19 protein-coding genes and 1 pseudogene are annotated in these 25,264 nt (G+C 61.4%); 4 read left to right on the top strand and 16 right to left on the bottom strand.

Going from position 1 to position 25,264, the window contains the following annotated elements; all coding sequences use genetic code 11:
- Positions 1–43: 43 nt before the first annotated feature.
- The 3 genes from ACTHND_RS16155 to ACTHND_RS16165 form a co-directional block, all read right to left on the bottom strand.
- Positions 44–2,677: a beta-mannosidase gene (locus tag ACTHND_RS16155; protein ID WP_440178997.1), complete on the bottom strand. Its 2,634-nt coding sequence runs from the start codon at positions 2,675–2,677 to the stop codon at positions 44–46.
- A 65-nt stretch (positions 2,678–2,742) separates the two neighbouring features.
- Positions 2,743–3,723 carry an NUDIX domain-containing protein gene (locus ACTHND_RS16160; protein ID WP_440178998.1) on the bottom strand — a complete coding sequence of 327 codons (981 nt, stop codon included), beginning with the start codon at positions 3,721–3,723 and terminating at the stop codon, positions 2,743–2,745.
- 47 nt (positions 3,724–3,770) lie between these two features.
- Complete coding sequence (locus ACTHND_RS16165; RefSeq protein WP_440178999.1) at positions 3,771–4,298, bottom strand: mismatch-specific DNA-glycosylase; 528 nt, start codon at positions 4,296–4,298, stop codon at positions 3,771–3,773.
- 97 nt (positions 4,299–4,395) lie between these two features.
- Between ACTHND_RS16165 and ACTHND_RS16170 the strand changes: the two genes are divergently transcribed.
- The 4 genes from ACTHND_RS16170 (at position 4,396) to ACTHND_RS16185 (ending at position 10,047) form a co-directional block, all read left to right on the top strand.
- Positions 4,396–6,003: a sodium:solute symporter family transporter gene (locus ACTHND_RS16170; RefSeq protein WP_440179000.1), complete on the top strand. Its 1,608-nt coding sequence runs from the start codon at positions 4,396–4,398 to the stop codon at positions 6,001–6,003.
- Between the two features lie 86 nt (positions 6,004–6,089).
- Positions 6,090–6,950: a glycoside hydrolase family 16 protein gene (locus ACTHND_RS16175; protein ID WP_440179001.1), complete on the top strand. Its 861-nt coding sequence runs from the start codon at positions 6,090–6,092 to the stop codon at positions 6,948–6,950.
- 454 nt (positions 6,951–7,404) lie between these two features.
- Positions 7,405–8,988: a tryptophan halogenase family protein gene (locus ACTHND_RS16180; RefSeq protein WP_440179002.1), complete on the top strand. Its 1,584-nt coding sequence runs from the start codon at positions 7,405–7,407 to the stop codon at positions 8,986–8,988.
- Complete coding sequence (locus ACTHND_RS16185; RefSeq protein ID WP_440179003.1) at positions 8,989–10,047, top strand: LacI family DNA-binding transcriptional regulator; 1,059 nt, start codon at positions 8,989–8,991, stop codon at positions 10,045–10,047. It begins immediately after the preceding gene.
- 7 nt (positions 10,048–10,054) lie between these two features.
- Here ACTHND_RS16185 and ACTHND_RS16190 read toward each other — a convergent pair whose 3' ends face one another.
- The 13 genes and pseudogenes from ACTHND_RS16190 to ACTHND_RS16250 all read right to left on the bottom strand — a co-directional run bounded on the left by ACTHND_RS16190 (position 10,055) and on the right by ACTHND_RS16250 (position 25,218).
- Positions 10,055–10,483, bottom strand: coding sequence for a DUF1810 domain-containing protein (locus tag ACTHND_RS16190; protein WP_440179004.1), 429 nt, complete (start codon positions 10,481–10,483; stop codon positions 10,055–10,057).
- A 6-nt stretch (positions 10,484–10,489) separates the two neighbouring features.
- Positions 10,490–10,789, bottom strand: coding sequence for a hypothetical protein (locus ACTHND_RS16195; RefSeq protein ID WP_440179005.1), 300 nt, complete (start codon positions 10,787–10,789; stop codon positions 10,490–10,492).
- Between the two features lie 104 nt (positions 10,790–10,893).
- A pseudogene (locus tag ACTHND_RS16200) lies at positions 10,894–12,219 on the bottom strand (UDP-glucose dehydrogenase family protein).
- Positions 12,220–12,328: 109 nt separating this feature from the next.
- Complete coding sequence (gene yghU / locus ACTHND_RS16205; RefSeq protein ID WP_440179006.1) at positions 12,329–13,201, bottom strand: glutathione-dependent disulfide-bond oxidoreductase; 873 nt, start codon at positions 13,199–13,201, stop codon at positions 12,329–12,331.
- Between the two features lie 77 nt (positions 13,202–13,278).
- Positions 13,279–14,196 (bottom strand): RDD family protein, encoded by a 918-nt coding sequence (locus ACTHND_RS16210; protein WP_440179007.1) that lies wholly within the window; start codon positions 14,194–14,196, stop codon positions 13,279–13,281.
- Positions 14,196–15,233: a stage II sporulation protein M gene (locus tag ACTHND_RS16215; RefSeq protein WP_440179008.1), complete on the bottom strand. Its 1,038-nt coding sequence runs from the start codon at positions 15,231–15,233 to the stop codon at positions 14,196–14,198. Before ACTHND_RS16215 ends, ACTHND_RS16210 begins: the two co-directional genes overlap by 1 nt.
- A gap of 12 nt (positions 15,234–15,245) precedes the next feature.
- On the bottom strand, positions 15,246–16,562 hold the full coding sequence (locus ACTHND_RS16220; RefSeq protein WP_440179009.1) for a DUF58 domain-containing protein: 1,317 nt from the start codon (positions 16,560–16,562) through the stop codon (positions 15,246–15,248).
- The gene (locus ACTHND_RS16225; protein ID WP_440179010.1) at positions 16,562–17,515 is read right to left on the bottom strand and encodes an AAA family ATPase; all 954 of its coding nucleotides are present in this window, start codon (positions 17,513–17,515) and stop codon (positions 16,562–16,564) included. The genes ACTHND_RS16220 and ACTHND_RS16225 overlap by 1 nt, the downstream gene beginning before the upstream one ends.
- Positions 17,502–19,187 (bottom strand): hypothetical protein, encoded by a 1,686-nt coding sequence (locus ACTHND_RS16230; RefSeq protein ID WP_440179011.1) that lies wholly within the window; start codon positions 19,185–19,187, stop codon positions 17,502–17,504. The genes ACTHND_RS16225 and ACTHND_RS16230 overlap by 14 nt, the downstream gene beginning before the upstream one ends.
- On the bottom strand, positions 19,187–19,891 hold the full coding sequence (locus ACTHND_RS16235; protein ID WP_440179012.1) for a hypothetical protein: 705 nt from the start codon (positions 19,889–19,891) through the stop codon (positions 19,187–19,189). Before ACTHND_RS16235 ends, ACTHND_RS16230 begins: the two co-directional genes overlap by 1 nt.
- 99 nt (positions 19,892–19,990) lie before the next feature.
- Positions 19,991–20,284: a hypothetical protein gene (locus tag ACTHND_RS16240; protein ID WP_440179013.1), complete on the bottom strand. Its 294-nt coding sequence runs from the start codon at positions 20,282–20,284 to the stop codon at positions 19,991–19,993.
- 111 nt (positions 20,285–20,395) lie between these two features.
- Positions 20,396–22,606: a hypothetical protein gene (locus tag ACTHND_RS16245; RefSeq protein ID WP_440179014.1), complete on the bottom strand. Its 2,211-nt coding sequence runs from the start codon at positions 22,604–22,606 to the stop codon at positions 20,396–20,398.
- A 110-nt stretch (positions 22,607–22,716) separates the two neighbouring features.
- Positions 22,717–25,218, bottom strand: a complete 2,502-nt coding sequence (locus ACTHND_RS16250; protein ID WP_440179015.1) for a PAS domain S-box protein — start codon at positions 25,216–25,218, stop codon at positions 22,717–22,719.
- Positions 25,219–25,264 lie beyond the last annotated feature (46 nt).

Here is a 25,264-nt window from a genome sequence, read left to right on the forward strand (position 1 = left end):
ATGCCCCTAGCCGCTCTTGATACGCAACTTCTAATTTCAGGCGTTACGACATCATATGCCTCAGAATCAGATCACCGGCGCCGGGCGCCGATCCACGCGGGGTAAAGGTAATAATCCGTGTCTCGCCCGGCAGCAGGTCGAAGAAGTTATCACTGAACACCCCGTCATGCCCTTCGAAACCCAGGCACAGGTTCTTGACCAAAGCCGGCGATGCGACGCTGACGGCCACCGCGCCCTCAAGCGGCTTCACCTGGCTTTCGATCACGGGTTTCGGCAGGGCCAGATCCTTGACCGGCTTTAGATAGACCGCAGTCTCCGACATCGTCTCTTCTTTATTAGTAAGCCGGATATGCAGCAGGGCGTTTTCCGGCGTCAAGCCGTTCAGCAGAGGCGCGACATCGCCGGTGAAAACGACTTCGGCGCGATTGGCTTTAAGCGTAATAGGCAAGCTCTGCACGCGCCCGCCCTCTCCCTTGAAATCCATGCTCCTGATTTCAAGCGTGGACGCCCTGTCTTGCAGGTGATCGCTGACCACGGTAATGGTAATCTTGTCGCCTTCCAGCACGGGCGACACCAGCACCGGTGCAAAGGCCTTGCGGGCGAAATACTGCTGCGCCTTCCAGCGGCCATAATAGTCGATGCTGCTCCAAGAGGCGACCGGCCAGCAGTCATTGATCTGCCAGAACAGCGAGCCCATGCAGTAGGGCATACGCGCGCGGTGAGCTTCCATCGCCACCTTGATGCCCTCGGCCTGCAAGACCTGCCCGACATAGAGGAACTGCTGGAAATCCGCAGGCACAACATAATCGCGCTGCATGTAGTTCTTGATCGTGCCGTTGCCGATCGACGAGCGCTGGTGTGCCGCCATCACCTCCGAAAAGATGTCGTAATCTTCCGGCTTCGCGTAAGACTGCACCGTCCTGAATTCCGGGAAAGACTGGAAGCCGTATTCGCTCATGAAGCGGCCGATATGGCTGCGGTAATCGGCAAAGGGTTTCTGGCCCCACCAGACGTCCCAGTAATGGATATCGCCGGACTGTTTGGTTTGCGACAGGTCGGCGTGCCTAATTCCTGTTTTAAAGTCCCATGCCGCCTGCGGCGAGGAAGGCCAGTAGAAGCGCTGGCCGTCATGTTCGGCCACCACCTTCGGCAGGATATCAAGGAAGACGGCCTGATAGCCCTTCCACATCTCATCGCGCTGACTTTGCGTATATTTCTGCTTCCAGCCCCAGCCGCCTTCTGGCACATCGTTCTGCCAGGCGGCGTCGATCTCGTTATTGCCCACCCACAGGGCGATGGACGGGTGGTTGCGCAGGCGGCGGACATTATATACCGCTTCCTGCCGGACGTTTTCAAGGAAGGCGGCATCGCCTGGATACATGGAGCAGGCGAACATGAAATCCTGCCAGACCAGTATGCCGTTGCGATCGCACAGGTCGTAGAAATAATCATCCTCATAAGTGCCGCCGCCCCAGACGCGCAGCATGTTCATGTTGGTATCGACCGCCGACTGCACGACGCGGTCATAGACCTCATGCGTCACGTGCGGCAGGAAGCTGTCATTGGGGATATAGTTGGCGCCCTTCATGAAGACCGGCACGCCGTTCAGTTCGACATAAAAGCTGCGGCCCTCGGCATCCGGCGTCTGGACGATCTTGACCGTGCGCAGCCCGGTGGTCACGGTCCGGCTGTCGGTGGCACTGGCGGTGACCACCCGGCCGGTCAGGCTGTAAAGGTGCGCCTCACCCAGACCGTTGGTCCACCACAGTTTCGGCTGTTTGACGGTCACCTTCAGCGGCAGGATATTGACGCCTTTGACGAGCGTGACCGCCTGGCGCGGACGGATGGCCCCGTCCGTCTCGCTGGTCAGCTCGATCACCGCCGGACCGGCCTGAGCGGCGACGATCTCGAATACGACAGTGAGCGCCGCCGCATCCGCCGAGAGGCTGTCCTGCACCACCTGAAGATCATTGATCCGGGCACCACTCCAGGCACGCAGAGTGACCGGCCGCCAGATGCCGGACGTGACAAAACGCGGTCCCCAGTCCCAGCCATAATGATAGCCGGCCTTGCGGGTAAAGACGCTCACCCGCTTATCTCCCAGGCCGCCGTTTTCGCTTTGATCATTCGGCGCCGGCGGATTGTAACCCAGGGCATCGAGCCGCTTCAGCCCTTCGGTGATCGGCGAGCGGAACAGGATGCGCAGGGCGTTGGCACCGGCCTTCGCCTGCGGCTTGATATCCGCCGTCCACTCACGGAACATATTGTCGGCGGAAAGCACCAGAACGTCATTGAGCCAGACCTCGGCATAGGTATCGAGCCCCGCGAACACCAGTTCGATGTGATCGTGCGCCAGGGTCTTCGCGTCGATATCCAGCGTGGTGCGATATTCCCAGTCAACCTTGTCGATCCACTGCTGGTCGCGTTCATTGGTGCGATAAAAGGGATCGGCAATCCGGCCCGCCGCCAGAAGATCAGTATGGACTGTTCCCGGCACGGTGGCCGCGATCCAGTCGTCCTTGCCCGCCTGGCGCATCTGCCAGCCGGTGTCGATCCGCCGTTCGATCAGCGTCCCGGCTGTCGTTTTCGCCTGTGCCTGCCTGGCGAGCAGGGCCAAGCCCAGCCCGGCGCCCGAGGTTTTCAGCAGCGCCCGCCTATGCGGATTATTACGGCGCATGGTCTTCTCCCTGAATAAATATATTTGTTATATTTATTCAGGGTAACACAGGCCGCCCCACCACGTCACGCGTTTTTCATCTGTGTGTCCAGCCGGAAGAATTCGATGATATCGGTATGATCCTCGAACATCTGGCCGCGCATGGCGTCCAGATCATCGATGGCTACCCAGTGCGCGCCGGCGGCGTCATCGGCAGCCTCGACCTTCGGCAACGGCCCTTCCGGAAAACGGAAATGGAAGGCATGGGTGATGGTGCGGCCGCGCGCCGAGCGCTTCGGATAGTCGAAGACCTGCGACGCCACCAGATGTTCGGCGATATGGGCGGGCGTCAGGTCAAGGCGCGTCTCCTCCGCCACCTCGCGCACCGCCGTTTGCAGCAGGGTCTCGTCCGGCTCGACAAACCCACCCGGCAGGGCCCAAAGCCCTGCGCCCGGCTGGCCGCCGCGCTTGATCAAAAGCAGGTGACGGCCATGCTGGATCAGGGTATCGCAGGTGACGAATATCGGCGGATAGGGCGCCACTCCCCAGCTTAACCTGTAGTCGTCGATATAGAGCTGTTCCTCGCGCAGGCGGTTGAAATCGAACGTCGCGGCATAGGCGCGCAGCATCTCCAGTACCGCCTTTGGCACCTGCCCGGCAATGGCGTCAGGCCCATCGCGCAGAAAGCCAGCGCGCACCTGCTCGGCCCTTTCGGGCTCAGCCGGCGGATGGGCCAGGTCTTCCGCGCCCAGCCAGCCGCCGCCATCTTCCGGCATAAGTGCCGTCACCTGTTCGCAGATACTGCCCTGTAGATCCGGCCGGTACAGATGATCGCGCGCATGGCAAAAATCGGCCCGATCCGCCAGCGCCCCCAGCGCCGCTCGCAACATAGCCTCACGCATATGGGCCGGCCACGGCATCTGGGTTGACGGCGCCCGGTCGGCGCCGGTCAGGACGATATGGAGATGTCCGCAACGCCGGAAAGCCTCTTCCAGCCGGGCCAGATCATCAGCCAGGGGCGGCGCGAAAGCGCCCGTGATAACGCCATGCTGGAATTCGTAAATCATGGGGCACCTGTCGGGGGATCACACGCAAGGTTAGGCTTATCCAGCGGTCAGGTAAAGGTCTTTACCGCATCAGCCAGCTCCTGCCAGACATTCTGGTTCCAGAAGATACGCGCCTGCCCGGAAGGCGACGGCAAGACATAGATGCGGGTGTCGCCGATTGTTTCCGGCTGAAAGCCAAGGGGGATATGGCCGGTCGGCCGCCCCAGGGAAACACTCGCGCCGGTCTTGCTGGTAAAGGCCAGGATTTTCGGCTGGTACTTTTCGATCTTTTCGCGCAGGGCGACCGCATCCAGCGCCCCCGGCGGAAGCTGATTGTCATTACCGAAATGCGCCTTGCACAGATCGGTCAGGCCGATGCCGTAATCGAGCAGCCGGGCATAATCCTGCGGTTTGACGCGCTCCGGCGTCAGGCCGGTATTGTGCAGGGTCCGCCAGAAGAAGTTGCCCGGATTGGCATAATAGGCCCTTCGCTCGGCCGATACGCGCCCCAGGGCCGTGCCGCAGAAGACAACCTTCAGGCGCGGCGTCAGCAGGTCGGGTACATGGCCGGGCGGCAGGGGGCCAGACTTATCCATCTCAATTCCACATCAAACAGGAAGCCACTATACCACCGGCTTGCGCCCTTTGTGAATTCCGCTAGGCTCACGAAAACAATACGGGGACGCGGACACCATGCCTTTGGCGCATAATCTGACCTGGCTCGACCTGGCCGTCTTCTGTGTCTATATCGGCGGCCTCCTGCTGTTCGGCCTGCTCGACCGCCACCGGCAGCTCAAGGCCCGCGAACATTTCCTGGCGGGTCAATCCGCCTCATGGCCGAAGATCGGCTTTGCGCTCTATGCCTCGACCATCTCGGCCACCTCGCTCGTCGGCCTGACGGGCGCCGCCTATTCGCACGGCATTTCCGTCTTCAACTACGAATGGATGGCAGCCATCGTGCTGACCATATTCTGCGCCTTCGTCCTGCCGACCTATATCAAATCGCAGGTCTTCACCGTGCCGGAGTTCCTCGAACTGAGATACGGCCGGTTCGTGCGCACCTATGTGTCAGGTCTGTCTGTCGTGCTCGGTATTTTCCTCGATGCCGCCGGCGGCCTTTTCGCCGGGTCGATCCTGTTCCAGATCCTGGTGCCGGACTGGCCGCTGTGGCAGGTGTGCGCGCTGCTTGCCATCCTCGCCGGCGGCTTCCTGATCGCCGGCGGCCTGCGCGCCGTCCTAATGGTCGAAGGCGTTCAGGGCGTGGTCATGGTCATTGTCGCGTCCGGCATCTCCTTCTTCACCTTCCGGGCCGTGGGCGGCGGCGATGTCCTGGCGGGCTGGAGCCACACGCTGAAAGCCATCGATCCTGCGCATCTCAAACTGATCATGCCGGCCGATGACAAGGACATGCCCTGGACCGGCCTGCTCACCGGCGTGCCGCTGATCGGCTTTTATTTCTGGTGTACCAACCAGATCATGGTCCAGCGCGTTCTGGCGGCGAAATCGCTCGATCACGGGCGCTGGGGCTCGCTGATGGGCGGGGCGCTCAAGCTGACCAACCTCTTCCTGGTTATCCTGCCGGGGGCCGCGGCCCTGCTGCTCTTTCCCGCCCTGCCACAACCCGACCGCGTGTTCTCGCACATGGTGTTCGAGATCATGCCGCACGGCCTGATCGGCCTGATCGTGGCAGCCTGCCTGATCTCCATCCTGGCAAACCTCTCCGGCATCTATAATTCGACCTCGACGCTCCTGACCATGGACTTCATCCGCAAGCTCAAACCGGACATGACCGATGTGCAACTGGTGCGGACGGGCCAGGTCATCACGGTGATCCTGATGGTCATTTCGGTGCTGTGGACGCCGCAGATCATCCATTTTCAGGATACCTTGTGGAAATATCTCCAGGCGGTGCTGTGCTATTTCGTGCCGCCGATCGCCGCCGTCTTTATCGCCGGCCTGTTCATCAAACGGGTCAACCGCGCCGGCGCCGCGGCCGGGCTGGTGGCCGGTACGATCACCAGCCTGATCCTGTTTGTCGACGCCTTCGCGTTTCACCTTCTGCCGCTGCATTTCCTCGTGGCGGCCATTGTCATTTTCGCGGTCGCCTTTATCGCCCTGCTGGCCGGCAGCCTGACGGCGCCCGCGCCAGACCCCGCCACGGTCAGTCACCTGATGTTCGCAAAAGATGTCTGGCAGGCGGAGACCGCGCACCTGAAGACGGTAAAATGGTATCAGAATTACCGCGTACTTTCCGTAGCCCTGCTGCTGCTGACCGGAGCCGTGGTCATCTGGTTTGCATAATTGGCGGCGTCTGCTAGGCTGCCGGCATAAGCCGAAAAAGGCGCCAGCGAAACACAAAAAACAAACTCTTTTTACAGGAGACGCCCGTGTCGCCCCTCGCCCGTTTCATGCCCCTGCTTGCCCTGTTCCTGCCGCTGACCGCCCGGGCCGATCCGTCCACGCCACCGGCGGCCGATTCCCTCGCCATTGACGAACCGGGCGGTGTGCCGGCCGGCTACAGCTTGAAATGGTCGGATGAATTCGGCACGCCGGGTCTGCCGGATGCGGGGCTGTGGACATACGACACCGGCGCCAATAAACACGGCTGGGCCAATCACGAACTGCAATATTACAGTGACGCCCGGCCGGAAAATTCGCGCATCGAGGACGGCAGCCTGATTATCGAGGCCCGCAGGGAAGATCTGAAAGACAGGTCTGACTGGGGCGGCCAGCACTACACCTCCGCCCGCCTGCTGTCGAAAAAGACCTATACCTACGGCTATGTCGAGGTGCGGGCACAATTGCCGTGCGGCCTGGGCGTCTGGCCCGCCATCTGGCAATTGCCGGCCACCAAGGCACTCAAATGGCCGGATGACGGCGAAATCGACATCATGGAATATGTCGGCTGGAACCCGGACACGATCTACCACACCGTCCACACCGGCCTCTACAACCACGTCAAGGGCACACAAAAGGGTGTTCTCAAAACCATGCCGGCCGTCTGCGGCCAGTGGCATACCTACAGCCTCTTGTGGACGCCGGACGAGATAAAGGAAGGCATAGACGGCCGCTTCTACTACCGCTTCCGCAACGAAGGCACCGGTAAGGGCGCCTGGCCGTTCGACCGGCCGCATGAACTGATCCTCAACCTGGCGGTCGGCGGTGATTTCGGCGGCAAGACCGGCGTCGATGACAGCACCATGCCATGGCAGTTCAAGATCGACTATGTGCGGGTCTATCAGAAATAGATCGCTTCCTGAGTCTCGGGAACTCAGGAAGCGTATTTTTCCGGATATGCCGGCAGCCCGATGATCGTTTCGCTGGTCATCGGACCGGTTTATCCGGGGCTTGTGACGCGTGAAACACATAGTCCCGGCAAGACCGGCTGTAAATGAATCCTGACAATGTTGTCAGCCAGAGACACATCGCAGCAACAATACCAATTTATTGAAATAATTGTCCTTTTGCATAAATATCACAGAAAATATTTCTATTTTTCATAGGCTTGCCGCAGGCGCCTTGTCCAGCCGAATAACCAGACCACGTCAGAAAGACAGCCATCATGCACCGGGGCTGAAATTTTCCATTTGCTTTCAAATTCTTAGACTGTCTCGCCCGCCTGTCCATCGCTTGCCCTGCGGCCAGCCGCGTGTTAGCGTCCACATTCCTGGCATCATTTCTATCGTGCTTTTGGGGGCTTGCATGACATCCTCACCGCGAATCCTGATCGCTGGCGGCGGCACGGCCGGCTGGATGACCGCCGCCTATCTGGCGCGCGTATTCGGCCAGGGAGCCGGTGCGCCACGGATCACCCTGATCGAATCGCCCGATATCGGCACGGTGGGAGTGGGCGAAGGCAGCATCCCGACGATCCGCACCACCCTGCAAACCCTGGGCATAGACGAGGCCGAATTTTTGCGCGACTGCTCGACCACCTTCAAGCAGGGCATCCGTTTCGATGACTGGGAAGTAGAGGGCACCAGCTACAGCCACCCCTTTGAGGCCCCTTATTTTACCGATGGCGCCGGGCTCCTGCCCTACTGGCTGATGCAGGATCCGGCCACGCGGCCGCCTTTCGCCGAAGCCGTCACCCTGCAAAAGCGGGTGGCCGATGCCGGACGCGCCCCCAAGCGCGCGCACGAGGGCGGTTATTTCGGCGGCCGCATGAACTATGCCTATCATTTCGACGCCGGCCGTTTCGGCAACCTGCTGGCCCGATATGCCCGGCTCTATGGCGTCACGCATCTGGAAGGCCGTATCAGCGAGGTCGAGACCGGGGAGACCGGCATTACCGCCGTCATTTCCCCCGAACACGGCCGGCTGGAGGCCGATTTCTTTATCGACTGCACCGGTTTTGCCGCCCTGTTGATCGGCAAGGCCCTGGGCTCGCCCTTCCACTCCGTCAGGGACGTGCTTCTCACCGACACCGCCCTGGCGATCCAGTTGCCCTATGCCGACCCGCAGGAAGCCATTCCCAGCTATACGATCTCCACGGCGCATGAGGCCGGCTGGACCTGGGACATCGGCCTCAATAGCCGGCGCGGCGTCGGCTATGTCTATTCCAGCGCCCACAGTTCGGATGACCGTGCGCGTCATGTCCTGCGCACCTATCTGCGCCGGTATGCCAGCGACAAGGCCGACCACCTGGAGCCGCGACTGATCCGGTTCGACCCCGGCTACCGCAAGGCGCAGTGGGTCAAGAACTGCTGCGCCATCGGCCTGTCCGCCGGCTTCTACGAACCCCTGGAAGCCACCGGAATCATGATGATCGAGGTCGCCATTAGCCTGCTCGTCGATTGCTTTCCCTTCACCGGCCCGGCCGATGCCTCGGCGGGCCTGTTCAACGAACGTATGCGCCAGCGCTATGAGAAAACCGCCGAATTCCTGAAACTGCACTACTGCATTTCCCGCCGCCCGGAAGCCTTCTGGCGCGACAATACCGATCCGGCCACCATCCCTGAAAACCTGCGCGGGCTGCTCGATATGTGGAAATATCGGCCGCCTTCGCGTTTCGACACTCTGACCGATATCGATATCTTCGCCGCCTCCTCCTACCAATATATCCTTTACGGCATGAACTACCCGACCGACATAAGCGCCCAGGCGCCGATCCACAGCCGGGCCGAGGCCGCCGACCAGATTTTCGCCCGTATCCGCGCCTTTACCGATGGCGCCCTCCGCGACCTGCCCACGCACCGCGACCTGATTACCCAGGTCTATGCGCACGGCTTTGCCGCGCCGCCCGCCCCCAAACGCGCCGATCCCTTTCTCACCGTGAGCCGTTAGATGCCCGATCCGATCACCCGCAAACCGACCATTATCGACGTCGCCAGCCTGGCCGGGGTTTCGATCAAGACCGTCTCGCGCGTCATCAATAATGAACGCCACGTCTCGGCCGATATGCGCACACGCGTCCGGCAGGCGGTTACCGAACTGGGCTTCGAGGCCAATGAATCGGCGCGCGGGATGCGCAGCCTGGCGCCGGAAAAATCCTATGTCGTGGCCCACCTCTATGGCGACGCCGGCGGGCTCTATACCCACGACATCCAGCTTGGCCTGATGGAGCGCTGCCGCTATTTCGGCTATCACCTTGTCGTCGAGGAACTGGATTATCAGTCGCCGGATGTCGAGCGCCGCGCCAAGGATCTGGTCAAGCGTCTGAAGCTCGACGGCGCAGTGCTGACGGCGCCACTGACCGACAACGAAATCGTGCTGGGCGTGCTCGATGAAGCCGGCGTGCCCTATGTCCGGGTGTCGCCGGTGACGGAAGTCCCGCATCTGCCGAGCGTGAGGATCGATGAAAAGCGTGCCGCCTACCAGATGACGCAACACCTGCTGACCTATGGCCACAGGCGGATCGCCTTTATTCGCGGTCTGCCCAATCATGCCGCCACCATTTATCGCTTTGAAGGCTATGCCCAGGCACTGAAAGAGGCCGGTCTGGAGGTGGATCCCGGCCTGGTGGAAGACGGCGAGTTCCGCTATTTCGCCACCATTCCCTGCGCCCGCCGGCTGCTGGAACGCGACGAGCCACCGACCGCCATATTTGCCTGCAATGACGAAATGGCCGTCGCGGTCATCAAGGTGGCGCATGAAATGGGCCTGACCCTGCCGGACGATTGCTCGATCGTCGGGTTCGACGACATCCCGACGTCTGAAATGCTGTGGCCTTCGCTGACCACGGTTCGCCAGCCCGTGCCAAGACTGGGCGCCATGGCCGGCGACCTTCTGTTCACCCGCCTGTCGCCGCTCGGCACCTCGGAATGGCCGACGCCGGTGCCCCACCAGGTTCTGCCGCACGATATCGTGCTGCGCGGCTCCACGGCGCCGTTGCGCCAACGTTAAGCAGGTTTCAGGCGCTTTCGAGCAACCGCAGGGTCGCCTTGTCCGGCGCGGCACACCAGCGGTCAAGCGCTGCCTTGAATAGTGCGCTCTCCTCTGCTGCCGCCGCGGCAAAAAGCGTCATGCTGGAGCAAAACTTCAGGTCATCCGGCGTGCCGAATATCTGATGCAGTGATGGCGCCTGCGTGTCGATGACACTGCGCGTACAGGCGCAGAGGCGCTCTCCCAAAACAGAATGGTCCAGATAGGCCCTGGCCTCCGCCAGACCGGACATGCCGTAATATTGCGCCCGTGCCGAGCGGCCAAGGCCGGATAATTGCGGAAAGATGAACCACATCCAGTGGCTGGTCTTGCGGCCCGCCCGCAGTTCGGCCAGCACCTGCGCATAGACCGGCGCCTGCGCGGTGACAAAGCGTTCAAGATCGTAGTCAGGGCGCACAGCCGGTCAGATCAGGTTCATTTCATACTGAACCGGCTCATCGGGCAGAAACGCGCTCATCACCTGGCGGATATCACAGGCGGCGTCGCCAGCCGACATATCACCGGCGCGCACCGCAGACAGCACGCGAGTGAGATAACCCGACATCTGCCGCGCTTGCTCGACTGTCAGGTCGATATCGAACAACAGCAGGATATCGTCGCGGGTTTCCGTCTCGGTGAGGCTGTGCTGCCTGAGGCCGGCAAGGGTGAGTTCAATGACGTCGGCCTGGCCGGCGGCGGTAAGGGTAGCGGGAATGGCGGTCATCGCCTCCTCCTGGGCTTGCAAAACATTTACTGTCTGCCCCATTGCCGCTTTCACGCGCGACGACCTTATACAATCGCGTTCATTATAAATTTTCAGTCTGAAATTCAGCCGGCCGCTATATCCTCACTGGGGCGGCCGATCGACGAATAGGTGAAGCCGTGGCGCGCCACTTCCTCGCGGCGGTAGATATTGCGCAGATCGACCAGGACCGGTGATTTCAAGGCCGCCTTGATGCGCTTGAGATCCAGGCCGCGGAATTCGTTCCATTCGGTGACGATCACCACCGCGTCAGCGCCGGTGGCGGCGTCATAGGCACCTTCGCAATAGGTGATCGGCGGCAGGACAGCCCTGGCATTTTCCATGCCTTCCGGATCGAAGGCGCGTATGGTGGCGCCGGCCTCGACCAGTTCCTCGATGATGGTGATGGCCGGGGAATCGCGCATGTCGTCGGTTTCCGGCTTGAAGGTCAGGCCGAGCACGGCCACCGTCTTGCCGGCGACGCTGCCGTCCAATGCCTTGATGACCTTCTTCGTCATCTTCGACTTGCGGGCGTCGTTGATTTCCACCGTCGTTTCGATCAGCCGGATCGGCGCACCGAAATCCTGCGCCGTCTTGACAAGGGCCAGAGTGTCCGTGGGGAAGCACGAGCCGCCCTAGCCCGGTCCGGCATGGAGGAATTTGGTGCCAATGCGGTTATCGAGGCCGATGCCGCGCGCCACTTCCTGGACATTGGCGCCCACCGCTTCGCACAGGTCGGCCATTTCGTTGATATAGGTGATCTTCATCGCCAGGAAGGCATTGGCGGCGTACTTGATCAGTTCGGAGGTGCGGCGCGTGGTGAACATCAGCGGCGACTGGTTGATAAACAGCGGACGGTAAACCTCTGTCATCACCGGGCGGGCGCGTTCATCCTCGATGCCGACCACGATGCGGTTCGGGATCATGAAGTCCTTGATCGCCGCGCCCTCGCGCAGGAATTCCGGATTGGAGACCACGGCGACATCGGCATTCGGATTGGTTTCGCGGATGATGCGCTCGACCTCATCGCCGGTGCCCACAGGCACGGTCGACTTGGTGACGACGACGGTGAAGCCCTCCACCGAGCGGGCGATATCGCGCGCCGCGGCATAGACATATTTCAGGTCGGCATGGCCGGTTTCCGGATGCGGCGGCGTGCCCACGCCGATAAAGACCACCTCGGCGCCGGCAACGGCTGCCTTGATATCGGTCGTAAAGGTCAGGCGGCCGGCCTTGACATTATCGAGCGTCATTTCCTCAAGACCCGGCTCGAAGATGGGAATCACGCCCTTCTTCAGGCCCTCGATCTTGTCGACATTCAGGTCCATGCAGACGACATCATGGCCGAATTCGGCAAAACACACACCCGAAACCAGGCCGACATAGCCCGAGCCAATCATCGTAATCTTCATTTTTCGACCTTATTTTGCCCAAACCCACGGAGCGAGTCATCAAAAACTTTGAGGCGAACCAAACCCAACTGCATCCGCAAAGGCAAGCGAAATATGGTGACCGATTGTATCAGGTCGTTTGCAGTCCCGGCAGGGCGTCGAAATCGGCCGCGTCATGGCGTTCCTTCAACCCGTCGGCGGCGCGATTGACCCGCCGGCCGCGCTGCACGCCCGGTCGTGCCTCAAGCTGGTCCATCCAGCGGCGAATATTCGTGTACTCGTCAACCGACAGGAATTCGGCGGCGGAATAGGCATTGTTCACAATGCCGCCATACCAGGGGTAAATGGCCATGTCGGCGATGGTATAGTCATCGCCCGCCACATATTCGCTTTTGCCCAACTGCGTATCCAGCACATGCAACTGGCGCCTGGTCTCCATGGCGTAACGGTTGATGGCGTATTCGATCTTGAACGGCGCATAGGCATAGAAATGCCCGAAACCACCACCGACGAACGGCGCCGAGCCCATCTGCCACATCAGCCAGTTCATCGTTTCGGCGCGCTTGTGATGATCTGTTGGTAAAAAGGCCCCGAATTTTTCCGCCATGTAAAACAGGATCGAGCCGCTTTCAAACAGGCGCGTCGAGGGCGCGGTCGAATAATCCACCAGGGCCGGAATCTTGGAGTTCGGATTGATGGAGACGAACCCACTGCCGAACTGGTCGCCCTCGCCGATATTGATCAGCCAGGCGTCATATTCGGCACCAGCATGACCGGAAGCCAGCAATTCCTCCAGCATGATGGTCACCTTGATGCCGTTTGGCGTGCCAAGTGAATAGAGCTGGAGCGGATGCCTGCCCGTTGGCAGTTCCTTGTCATGCGTTGCACCGGAGACAGGCCGGTTAATATTGGCGAACTGTCCGCCATTGCCTTTGTCCCACTGCCAGATTTTTGGCACGACATAGCCGGCGGGCTGGTTTTGGGCGGGATCGTTATCGGCCATGGCGCACCTCAATATGTAACTGTCTGGCCTTCATATGGTCGCGGCTGGCAGCATTGCAACCGGCCCGGCCTCCAGTTTCACACAGGCGCATCGTGCTTGTCCTTACGGCGGCGGCCGAGCAGCATCTTCGCTTCCAGGTGCGCGCGCAGGGCGCCGTAATAGGCCCGCAGGAAAGTCTCGTCACCCGGCGGATCGTTTTTCGGGTCCACCCAGTTGATCCGCGCCTTGATCCGGGCGGCCACCGCCTTCATCACCGCCGGTTTGCGTTCGCGCAGCACCTGCTCCAGCACGGTCAGTTCCATCTCGCCATAGGCCAGTTGATCCGGCGTAAAGCTGAGCCCCAGATTGCGGTCGCCTTCCAGGTCGGCCAGATCGTAACTGAGGGATGCCTTCGGCATGTGGACGACGCGCGTACCGGCCAGGAAATCGCCCAGACGGGCATGTTGCTTGTTGAACAGGGGCAGGAGCAGCAAGGCCAGCGCCCATAAAAAAGCCAGCCATGAGCCGGCCGAATGATTGGCCGACCAGGCGAAGATCAGGGTCACCGGCAGGTAAAGTTCGACTTCGCGCAGGGCATTGCGCGTGAAGACCGCCGCCGGGGTCAGCCGGCCACCATCATGCGAAATGACCCGCAGTTTCATGACCCGCTTGCCAGGGGTAGCGGCGCGCACGCCCATCTCGAAGAGAATGAAATAGCCGGAACGCAGGAAAAACAGGAAGAACATGGCTACGATCAGCACGAACGAGCCCAGCGCCTTGTTCTTGCCGTTGTCGAATACATGCTCCAGCGGCAGGATCAACCAGATGATCAGTACGATGACCGGCGCCAGGATCATGATCAGCCAGTCGAGCAGCAGGGCGCCGACGCGCTCGCCGAACGTGGCATTGATAAAGGGCAGGACGACGCCTTCGGGTGTCAGTATTTCCGACGCCGTGCGGCCGATTTCGCCATAGGGCGCATCGCTGGCCAGGTCGCGCTTGCCAGGTTTGGCCATCAGGCGCCCTCCCCCGGTTTGCTGCGACCGATAGAGGTATAATAGAGCCCCCAGATTGTCAGCATGACCGCACCGATGCCAATGCGGGCAAACGGATCGGTGATCATCTGCCGGCCGATGCCTTCCAGGCAGCCGGCCACCGTCAGCATGACAGCGACGCCGATCATGGCCGTGCCGGTCAGGGTGCCTGCCTCCCGCAGCGCCTGCTTGCGGGTGGCGTCGCCTGGGAACATCAGCCGGCGGGCGATATGGAAGCCGCATCCGGCGGCGATGACCAGGGCGAACAGTTCCGTCGTGCCGTGGATGGTCAGCCAGGCGGCGAATTCAAAGCCCAGCCCCTGCTGCGCGAACAGCCACACCATGGCGCCCAGCGTAATGCCGGTATAGAGCGTCAGGGCGAAGGTCGGCAGACCAAACACCGCACCAAAGGCAAAAGTCGAGATCGCCACCCCGACATTGTGCGTCATCAGGAAGACGGCGAAGGGCGACAGGGCATGGTTTTCCGGATTGCCGCCTATGGTCTTGCGCAGGTCCTCCGCCGAAGAGTCCAGACCGCGACTGCCCTGTTCGCCCGGCAGGAAGACATTATACCAGGTGGAATCGTGCGCGCACATCAGCCAGCCGGCAATGGCGCCCGCCACCAGGGTGGCGAAGGCCAAGGCAATTTCGCCGCCCAGTTTGCGCACGGCGCGCGGCCAACCCAGGACGAAGAAGCTGTAGAGCACGTCCTTCAGACGGGTCTGCGGTCCATAGACATAGACATAGGCCCGCACGCACAGGGCCTGAAGATAGGTAATCATGTTGCGGTCGAGCGAGATCGACTGCGCCATGGAGAGCGACGACATGGCCGAACGATACAGCAGCGGCAGGTTCAGCAGTTCATCGATGGAAAAGCTGCCAAGGCCGCGCCTTTCCACCTTGTCGAGTTGCGTCGAGAGGGCGCGCCAGTCCGATTGCCGCGCCTCGCGGAACTTCTGGCTTTTTAGCCTCAGGACGGGCTTTGGGGCGTCAGCCGGCGTGTGAATGTCGTCGTTCATCTCGTCCCTCCCCTACAGCCGGTCGGCGCGTTTCAGCGCCAGGTACTTGCTGACGATCGCTGTCGCCATCTGCTCGGTCGGCGTTTCCAGCACCTCGACGCCCTGGCGGCGGAGTTGCGTGAGCACGCGTTCGCGCTGGCTGGCCAGACGGCGGGCAAAAACCGCTCGCGTTACGTCTTCCGCCTGAGCCGGTGTTTTCGCCATCAGCGCTTCAACCACCTCGTCCCGGCAGGCGACGAACAGCACCAGATGCTTCTTCGACAGCCGGTTCAGGCTCTCTAACATCAGGTCGGCGCTGATTTCGTCGATGAAATCGGAAAACAGGATGATCAGCGATCGCCGCGCCACGGTGGCATTGAGATCGGCCAAGGCCAGGGTATGGTTGGATTCTTCCGGCGAATCCTCCAGCGCCGACAACTGGTATTTCAGCGTGGCGAACCCGTTGGTACCGGAGATCGGCGGCGCAATGTGATAGGGCTTGGCAGCGAAGGCGAAGGTGCGGACATTATCGCCGATCTTCAGCGCCGTATAGCCGAGCAGCAAGCCGGCATAGATGGCGCGATCAAGCCGCTTCAGCCCGCCGAGCGGTTCGCCCATCAGGCGGCCGGTATCATAAGCCAGCACGATATGATGATTTCGTTCAGCCTGATATTCACGCGAAAACAGCTTCATGTGCCGCGCCGACGACCGCCAGTCGATGCGGCGGTGATCCTGCGAGGCGTCATATTCGCGCAGGGCATGATATTCCGAGCCGTTATATAGCTGGTTCTGCACCCGGACGCCGTAGATATTATCGAGCGAGAACAGGTCGGCGGCATCCTGCTCGACGCCTTGGAGGTCCGGCGTCACGACGATTTCGCTGTCGAGCGGAATGCGCGTCTGGACATGGACCAGGCCCAGGAAACCCTGCCAGCGGATATAGGCCGCATCGATATCGCCACGGCCGCGCGCCATGGCTTTCAGGTTCAGCGTACCATGAAATGCGCCGTCCTGCCGCGCCAGCCGGCGCTCATAGGTCGAGGCCAGCAGAAGGCGATGCAGGCCGAGACGCAATTCGATATTCGCCGGTTGCCGCCACTTTGTGAAGCGTGCCTCGAACGGCACATCGACGGTCCGGCCAACGCCCAGAACGGCCGGTGGTCTTATGGTGAAAGTCAGGCCGGCACCGACCGGCGCGAACATGCCATCCAGCAGGGCGGCGACAAACAGCAGGGCCGCCGCCAGCGGCACCCAGGCCCACAAACCGGGCGCAAATATCCCGATGCCGAGCGCAGCGAGCACGCTCAAAGCCAACAGGATCAGCAGTCGCGGTGTGGGATAGATGGGCATCAGCGGGGTATTTCAATTCTTTCAAGCAGTCCCTGAAGGACGCGATCGACACTTTCGCCCTCGATTTCGGCGGAAGGCGACAAGAGGACACGATGACGCATGGTGGCGGAATAGAGCGCCTTGATATCGTCCGGCAGCACATAGTCGCGGCCATCGAGTACCGCCCTGGCACGGGCGGCACGGGCCAGCAGGGCGCCGGCGCGCGGGGATGCGCCGACGGAAAGCTGGGGCGCTTCACGGGTGGCGCGGATCAGGGCAACGATATAGTTGAGATTGGCGTCGTTGAGTTTGACGGTGGAAACGACCTGGATCGCCTCCGCCAGAGAGGCGGCGCTGAGAACGGCCGAGACGCCGGCCAGCACCGGATCGGTGGCGGCCGCATTGCCGGCGGTATCGACGATGCGCTTTTCTTCCTCAAGGCTCGGATAACCGAGCACATGCTTGAACAGGAAACGGTCGAGCTGGGCTTCCGGCAGCGGATAGGTGCCCTGCTGCTCGATCGGGTTCTGCGTGGCGATGACCGTGAAATGCTGGCCCAGATCATGCCTGACGCCATCGAGCGTCACCGACCGTTCCTGCATGGCTTCGAGCAGGGCGGCCTGGGTCTTTGGCGGTGTGCGGTTGATTTCATCGGCCAACAGCAGGTCGCAGAAAATCGGCCCCTTGGTCAGGGTGAAGCTCGATGTCTGGAAGTTGAACAGGTTCGAGCCCAGCACGTCGCCCGGCAGCATATCCGGCGTGAACTGGATGCGGCCGAATTTGAGGCTTAAGCTTTGGCAGAAAACGCGCGCCAGCAGGGTCTTGGCGGTGCCCGGGGGGCCTTCGAGCAGCACATGGCCGCCGGAAAACAGCGCCGTCAGCAGCAGGTCGACCGTATCGGTCTGGCCGATGATGACCTTGCCGATCTCGGCGCGCAGCCGGGCGGCCAGAGCTTGGATGTCAGGTATGAGCACGTTGTATCTCCGTCTTCCAGGCGTGGAGCTTGAGTGTGATATCGATGAGTTGGTGTACGGTCATGACCTTGGCCGCACGGGCCTTGAGGTCGATAAAGGAGTCGGTCGTTTTTTGCGCCTGGCCGAGGCGCTCGGCGAGATCGTCCGGGCTTTCAGGGCTGACGCCCAGCCGGTATCCCTTATCCTTCAGAACCTGATCGCGCACCAGGTCGGCATAGGCCGGCCCCAGCTTAACCTCTTTCAGGGTGATGGCCATCAGGCGGGCGGCATTATCGGCCAGTATCTTCACGCCGCGCCCCAGGGGCGGCTCCACAGGCGCCTCGCGGGCCGGACCAAAGCGCGAAAACGCCGCCCACATCAGGCCGAGGCCAGCGATCAGCAGGCACAGGGGTACGGCGATGAACGGCGGACGGCTGAGGGCGTGCAGCAGATCATGATCGGTCGATATGCCGTTGAAGGTCAGGTTGAAGACCACGCGGCCGGGCTTCTCCGCCGGCGGGCTGATCGCATCGATCAGGCTCAGGGCGGCGACGACCTTTTCCGGATCGGCCAGTATCTGGTTGTTGAGCAGGTCCGGATCACTAAGCAGGTATATCGGCGCCTTCGGTTGCGGGCGATTACCTGTGACGATGACTTGTGACAGGACTGCCTCGCCATTGGGACCAACAAGCAGCGGCCTCAGATTCGGTCCGGTGATCGATTGCAGGCCGGTGATCGCGCCCACGGAAACGGGGGCGCTGAACGGGCCGCCCTGGGCCGGGCGGAAAGTCCAGAGATGCGGTGCCGGCTCAAAGGGCTGTGCTGTCCCCTTTTCGGCTTTCCCGGCCATCGGACGCATGTCGCGTTTTAGCATATAGGGGGGCCGATCGAACGTCACCAGACTGTCGCCATTGCGCACGGTTTGCGTCCCCGGCGGCGAGGCTTTTACCCTGGCCATCGCCTGTCTGTCATCTTTCGGCGCCGGCACCTCGCTGACCGGCGACAGGAAGCCCAGGCTGTCAATGACATTCGCCGTCGCCACCAGGGTCGGTCCGCGATCCCAGTAGCGGTTGCGCGGATCGGGCCCGGCGTTCCATTTTGGCGCCACGACCAGCACCACCTTGCCCAGCGGCTGGCGCAGGACGTGTTTCGATCGTCTGGGATCGGGGATCAGAGTCGCGGAGCCCGTTTCCTCGTCCGCGTCACCGCTGGCTGAGGCGCTGACGGAGGCGGCGCTTTCCGAGGTGGCATTGGCCGAGGTGAAATTGGCCGAGGCAGCATTGGCCGAGGAAACCTCAGCCGAAGACGCGCTGCTCGAAGAGGCTGACGACGTATCGTCGCTGTCGAAATGATAGGCATAGGTCAGGGTGCCGCCGTCATCATCGAGCGTGATGATTTCCAGGTCGCCATGCTCGATCAGCGGGCCGTCTTCCATGCGGTTGACAATGACCTCGTGTCCCCTTGCCTCCAGCAGGCGGCGCAGGCCCGCCGTGCCTTGCGCCGAAAGACCGGTCGCATTGGCTTTCTGACCCGTTTTCGGCACCGAATTGACATCGAAAAGCGTGATGGCCGCCGCCGCGAACAAGCACAGGCAGAGAAAGGCCGCCACAGCCGGCAGCCAGCCGGAGGCTTTGCCGATCCTGGCCCCAATATGTTGGCCGAAGGTCTTTTTTGTTGCCGCCGGTTTGGCCATCAGGCGATCCCCTCGGCGGCAATAAAGGCGGTATAGGCGGCGCGGCAGGCTTCGAAATTGGCGCGCGTGGCGGCTATGCCGGCAAAATAACTCTTTTCGACACAGCGGACAATTTCGGTAAAGGCGGGCCGCGCCGCTTCCGGCAATAAGGGATGCGAACGGATATCGCGCGCCGAATAATGTTTGCGCACCAGGTCTGGCCGGAAGGCGTTGATATCCGCCACAGACCGCACCAGCAGCAGGTGGACGGCTTCGTCATAACTGCCCTCGGCCGCCAGTTTGTCGATATCGCCGAGCAGGGCCGTCACCGCTTCGCGTGTCGGCCGCCACGGCGCGTCGGCCCGCAGGTGATCGCGTGCAAAAAGCCGTTGAAACCGCGAGGTGATCATCATGCGCACGAAGGGCGACAGCAGAAGCGCGATCAGGGCAATGGCCAGGGCTGCGAGAATATAGGGCATGAAGGGGGCCAGCGGTTTGAAGACACTGGCGACCTTCTCGAAAAATTCACCGATATTCTTGAAAACCCGTTTCCAGAATTCCAGCGCCTTCAAATCCGGCTTGGGCAGGGCCGTGAAGGTGGTTTGCAGGTCATGACTGCCATTGACCTGCCCAATCAGGCGCTTGGCTTCGACAACATCGACCCTGCCATGCCCGGCACCCGCCACGGCATGTGAGGCGCTGTCTGTTGCCCCGGTCTGCGTCAAAGCCTGCTATCCCCCGTCCCGTTCGCCATACAGGCGCCCCCACGCCGTAACGGTAAGACCTTAGGGCGCAAGCAGGGACCGGGTCAAGCGCTAACCTTGTCAGGCATCCGCAGCTTCTTCCAGTATCTGGTCGATGGTCCAGCTTGAAATCGTGCCCGGCAGCCGCCTGACCGCCGCATCCCCCATTCGCCACGGACGGCATTTGAAGGTTGCCCCATTCAGGCTGATGCATAGCCCGGTCGGGTCAAAATGCTCAATCGTGGCCTCGACCTTACCGTCCTCTTCCAGGTGTAAATCGAGAACATCCATCCGGCGCAGGACGCCGCTCTGGATGGTGAAGGCCATGCCGCGGCCAATGTTCCGGCTGTTTGCAACCGCATGGTATTGAGCCATCAGAACCTCCCTGTCTGAATTTCCATTATGCGTTCATACTGCCCGGTTCTCTGTTAGGAACCAATGCGGAATTGGCCGGCTTGCCTGTCTGTGAATTCAGGCGCTTTCCGTTCATGCGCTCCAGCGCACCGTAATCTCGGCATCGGCCATCGGACGGTATTCGACATAGGCATCACCCCTACCCGTGGCTTCCAGACCGTCAATTGAGACTGCGGGCGGACCGGCCTTGCCGTCGAGTGCGATCAGACGGAGGCGCGCGATACATCCTTTCGGCCCCTTGAGTTTGATGGCGAGGTAGCCGTCCTTCGGCTCGACATTGGCCGGATAATCGACGTACAACCGGAAGGGCGCGTCACCGCAGGGGAAATAGGCGCGCGACACCAGGAAGAACGCACTGCCGGCGCCATAGACCTCCTGCCCCACCTGCCCCGCGGGACTGCCGTCACCGTAGATATCTTCCAGCGGAAGCGAAAGCGCCCGGTCGAGGTGGCCATTTCGGACTGTATCGGACAGGCTCTCCGCCGGCAGGAAATCGGGATAGAAGGACCACAGCACATCAAGTGCATAGCGCCGGTATTCGCACATCAGAAGCTTCAGCGGCTCAGGCAGCTCCGCATCAGATATCTTCAGCGCTTCATCAAATGCCGCGAACATCTCAAAGGCCTCGTAGGCCGCCATATAGGGCCCGTCATGCAGGCAGGTCACGCCGAAGAAGTTGGCATAGTGGCGGGCCCAGCCGATCTTCGATCCCCACAGTTCGCAATTGTGCATCAGGCCGGCAATGAAGACGTAGGCCTGATCGAGATAATGCGGATCGTCCCCCATTTTCCACAGGCGCAGGCAGGCCAACGCCCCCCAGGCCGTCAGATTGGTCTGGTAGACCAGTTCGAAGCGGTCATCCTCCAAGGCCTTCAGCGCCGCCTTCGCTTCGGCGACGTAGGTTTTGTCTTGGGTCAGTTCGTGCGCCAGCAGCATGACATAGGCATAGAAGCCGCCGACATCGGTCTGGCCCAGGCCATCACCACGATCCTTTTCGATCACCTTCAGGGTCGTCAGGTCGTACTGGATCGGCCATTTGTATTTGAAATGGTGCGCCGCCTTCACCGTAAAGGCGATCGACTTACGGAACAAAGTATCGGCCCAGGCTTCGCCCTTAAGCGCCAGGCGCGCCAGGTTCATCAGCGGATGGTAGATATACCAGGAATCGACCGCGTCACGGTCCTTGTCGTCACCGACATCCGGCAGGTAGCGGCGCAGGGTGCGCAGGTCATTGTCAAAAAACCCTTCCATGGCATCGGCCAGGTCATCCGAAAACGGATCACGGCGCCCGCGCCAGGCTTCGTACTCGCGCAGGGATTTCAGCACCGTCATCTGGACCATGCTGTCGGGATATTCCGCCGCGACATAGGGCCGGATATAGGTTTTTCCGTCATGCACCTCGATGACATCGGGCGATGTCTTGAGGTCAAGCAGAGTCTTGTCGGCCCGCCAGATCCAGTCGCGGTATTCCGGTTCAGGTTTGTCGAGATGGGGATAGATGTCCGCCAGCATCTCGACGAAGTTGCGCGCCACCTCGAACTCGTTCGCCCCGCAGTCAGCGCGCAGGCTGACCAGGGCGTCGGAGATCACGTAGTCCTGCCCCTCCTTCAGCGGATTGACCGGCGGCGAGTCGCCATTGGGTGATCCCGGCGGCTGGTAGCCGAGTTCCGGCCATTGCCCGCCCACCACGCCGTCTGGCTTGGTTTTTGTGTCGATAAAGAAGGGATTGAGTGCCGTCAGATTCTGCATGTAGAGCACGCTGCCAAAGGCCGGCTTTTTAAGGCACAGATAGCAAAGGCCGGCATTTAGACCCCGCTGCCCCGCCTCCACCCGGCCTTCGGCCTGACGCGGATCGTCGTTTTCATCGAGCACATAAAGATCACGCGGCCAGAAGACGACCAGCAGGTCATGCGAGGGTACAAGGCGCGAAATCATGCGCAGGAGATTGTCGCCAAGAAAGGTCAGGCTGATGCGGTAAACACCGGAATGGGTCTCGACTTTCCAGTCGCCGCCATCCTCACGACGATGGGCCTCGACAATGATATTCTGGCCCATGATCGGATAGGTGCGCAGGGCAATGCCGCCCTGGCCCGGTCCGCGAACGACCACCCAAAGCGAGTCCCGGCCATGGTGGGTGGAAACCGTATAATCGCCAAATAGCCATTGGCTTTCCGGCTCATCGGCCGCCTTCAGTTCGGCACGCAGGTTTAGCGTTTCCGGGGTAAAGCCGGGTGTTTCGGGATGCGGATTCTGGCTGTCCGTTTTGTCGCCAGCCCTTGTCATTGTGGTCAACTCCAGTCGGTTGGGTTGAGCGAAGCTATGACAGGCCCCGTAAAATATCGATGCGACCGGAGGCTGGCAGACGGCGCCGCCACGTAAATTCGCCTCCGCGCCTATCGCCGCTTCAGCGCGGCCCTGTCCAGTACCTCACGCACGCGCAGGGCCAGTTCCTCCAGGGTGAAGGGTTTGCCGATCAGTTCGACATCATTGTCCAGTATACCATTGTGGACCACCGCATTGCGCGTGTATCCGGTGGTGTAGATCACCGGCAGGTCCGGGCGCTTTTCGCGCACCAGATCAACCAGTTTGCGGCCGTTCATTTCCGGCATGACGATATCGGTAAACACGAGGTCCACATCGGGCCGGTCGAGCAGGGTGGCCAGGGCGCCCTGGGCATTGCTGGCTTCGAGAACGCGGTATCCCAGGTCTGTCAGCGCTGTAGCCGAGAACTGCCGGACCAGATCCTCGTCATCGACCACCAGGATCAGTTCACACCCTTCATTGCTCGGCAGATCCACCAGGCGGTCGGCGTCGCCTCCGTCAACAGCATCGCCCATGTAGCGCGGCAGGTATATTTTCACGCTCGTTCCATGCCCGACCTCGGAATAGATCTTGGTGTGCCCGCCCGACTGCTTGATGAAACCATAAACCTGGCTGAGCCCCAGGCCGGTCCCCTTGCCGACCTCCTTGGTCGTGAAGAACGGGTCGAACGCCTTGGCCAGGACATCGGGCGCCATGCCGCTGCCGGTATCGGTCACGCCGATCATGACGTACTGGCCGGGCGTGATGCCCAGTTCCCTGGCGACATAGCGTTTGTCGAGATGCGCGTTCTGGGTCTCGATGGTCAGACGGCCGCCCCCTTCCATGGCGTCGCGGGCATTGACCGCCAGATTGAGCAGGACGCTTTCCAACTGGTTCTGATCGACATGTATGCGCCAGACGCCACCTGCTAAAACCGTCTCCAACTGGACATCTGCGCCGAGGGAATGGCGGAACAGGTCCGACATGCCGGCCACAAGCCTGTTAGGGTCGGTCACTTCCGGCTTCAGAGGCTGCTGGCGCGAGAAAGCCAAGAGGCGTCGGGTCAGGTTGCCGGCGCGTTTGGACGCCTCAAGCGCCGAAGAAATCAGCGCCTTGGCGCGCGGATCATCAACCGCTGTGCGACGGTCGAGGAGTTCCAGCGAACCGGACACAACCGCCAGCATATTGTTGAAATCGTGCGCCACGCCGCCGGTCAGGTGCCCTACGGCCTCCATCTTCTGGGCCTGGCGCAGTTGCTCCTCGGCTTCATGCAGGCGCACCTGGTCCCGTATGCGTTCGGTCACGTCGAAGACGAACTGGTAGGCGCCGATCTGGCGCCCCCTCTCGTCATACAGGGGGTTGAACTTCATTTCATAATGGCGCGGCTCCCGCTCCGGGGCACCGAACTCGGCCACCTCGGTGAAGGCTTCGCCGTCCAGAGCCCGGCCCCAGAGCGCGCGGACCGCCGCCTGCTGCTCGGGCATATGGCTGAGAACCGTCGGTATATTGTCCCCGACCTTCGGCGTGACACCGAAAGTACGACTGAACTCTTCTGAACCCGCCCGATTGATGGCCAGCCAGTTCAGATTCATATCCGCGACCTGCACAAAGGCGTCGGTCGCTTCCAGGATGTCGGCCAAGATGCGCTGTTCCGCCAGGGCCGCGCTGACACGCTCTTCCAGTTGGGCATTGAGCGCCCTGAGTTCCGCCGTGACACGCGCGCGTTCGGTGGCCGTGCGGGTCCGCTCCGCCACCTCGCGCACGAAGGCCAGTTCCTCCTCCGGCCATTCCCGCGCGGTCTCGTGATTGAGGTAAAGCAGGGCGACAAAGCGCCCGCGTTCGGTGACCGGCATATTGACGACCGACTGCGCACTGATCGCTTTCAGAGCCGCAGCAGAGCCGGCGGTTCGCGGGTCGGTTTCGGCATCGGCGAAGATCACGGTTTCGCCCTGCTTCAGGTTTTCGATGTAGGAGCCGTAATTACGGAAATGCAGCACGCCGGCCAGGCTTTTTATACCGGGCGCATTCCAGTCACGCTCGATGGTAATCGTCTCGTTGAGCGTATCGATCACGCCATATCCCGCCCGGCTGACCTTAAGGGTTTCACCCAGGAGCCTCGCTGCCACAAAAGCGATCTCGTCGGCGTCTTCCACATCGCGGATTTCGTCAGTCAGCCGCATCAGCGCCTGGCGGCGGACCGTCTCACGCTTCTGCTCAGAGATATCACGGGCAATCTTCGATGCCCCGATAATCCGGCCCTCCGGGTCACGAATGGGGGATACCGTGACCGACAGATCAATGGCCGCCCCGGACTTGTGGCGGCGGACCGTTTCAAAGTGATGAACGCGCTCGCCGGCCCTGATCTTGCCGATGATCAGGTCTTCCTCGGAGCGGCGGTCATCGGGAATGACCAGGGTAATGTGCTGGCCGATCGCCTCCTGCGCGGAATAGCCGAAAATCTTGGCAGCCGCCTCATTCCATGAGGTGATAATGCCATCCAGCGTCTTGGCGACAATGGCGTCGTCGGACGATTCGACAATCGCCCCCAGGCGGGCCTGCGCCAGCAGGGCTTCACTTTCGAGCTTGTTATTCACGGTTCCGATCGTCGAGTGCGTGCGGGGAAGCTTTTTGGCGTACAAA

This window comes from Asticcacaulis sp., from assembly GCF_051954415.1.
Taxonomy (GTDB): domain Bacteria; phylum Pseudomonadota; class Alphaproteobacteria; order Caulobacterales; family Caulobacteraceae; genus Asticcacaulis.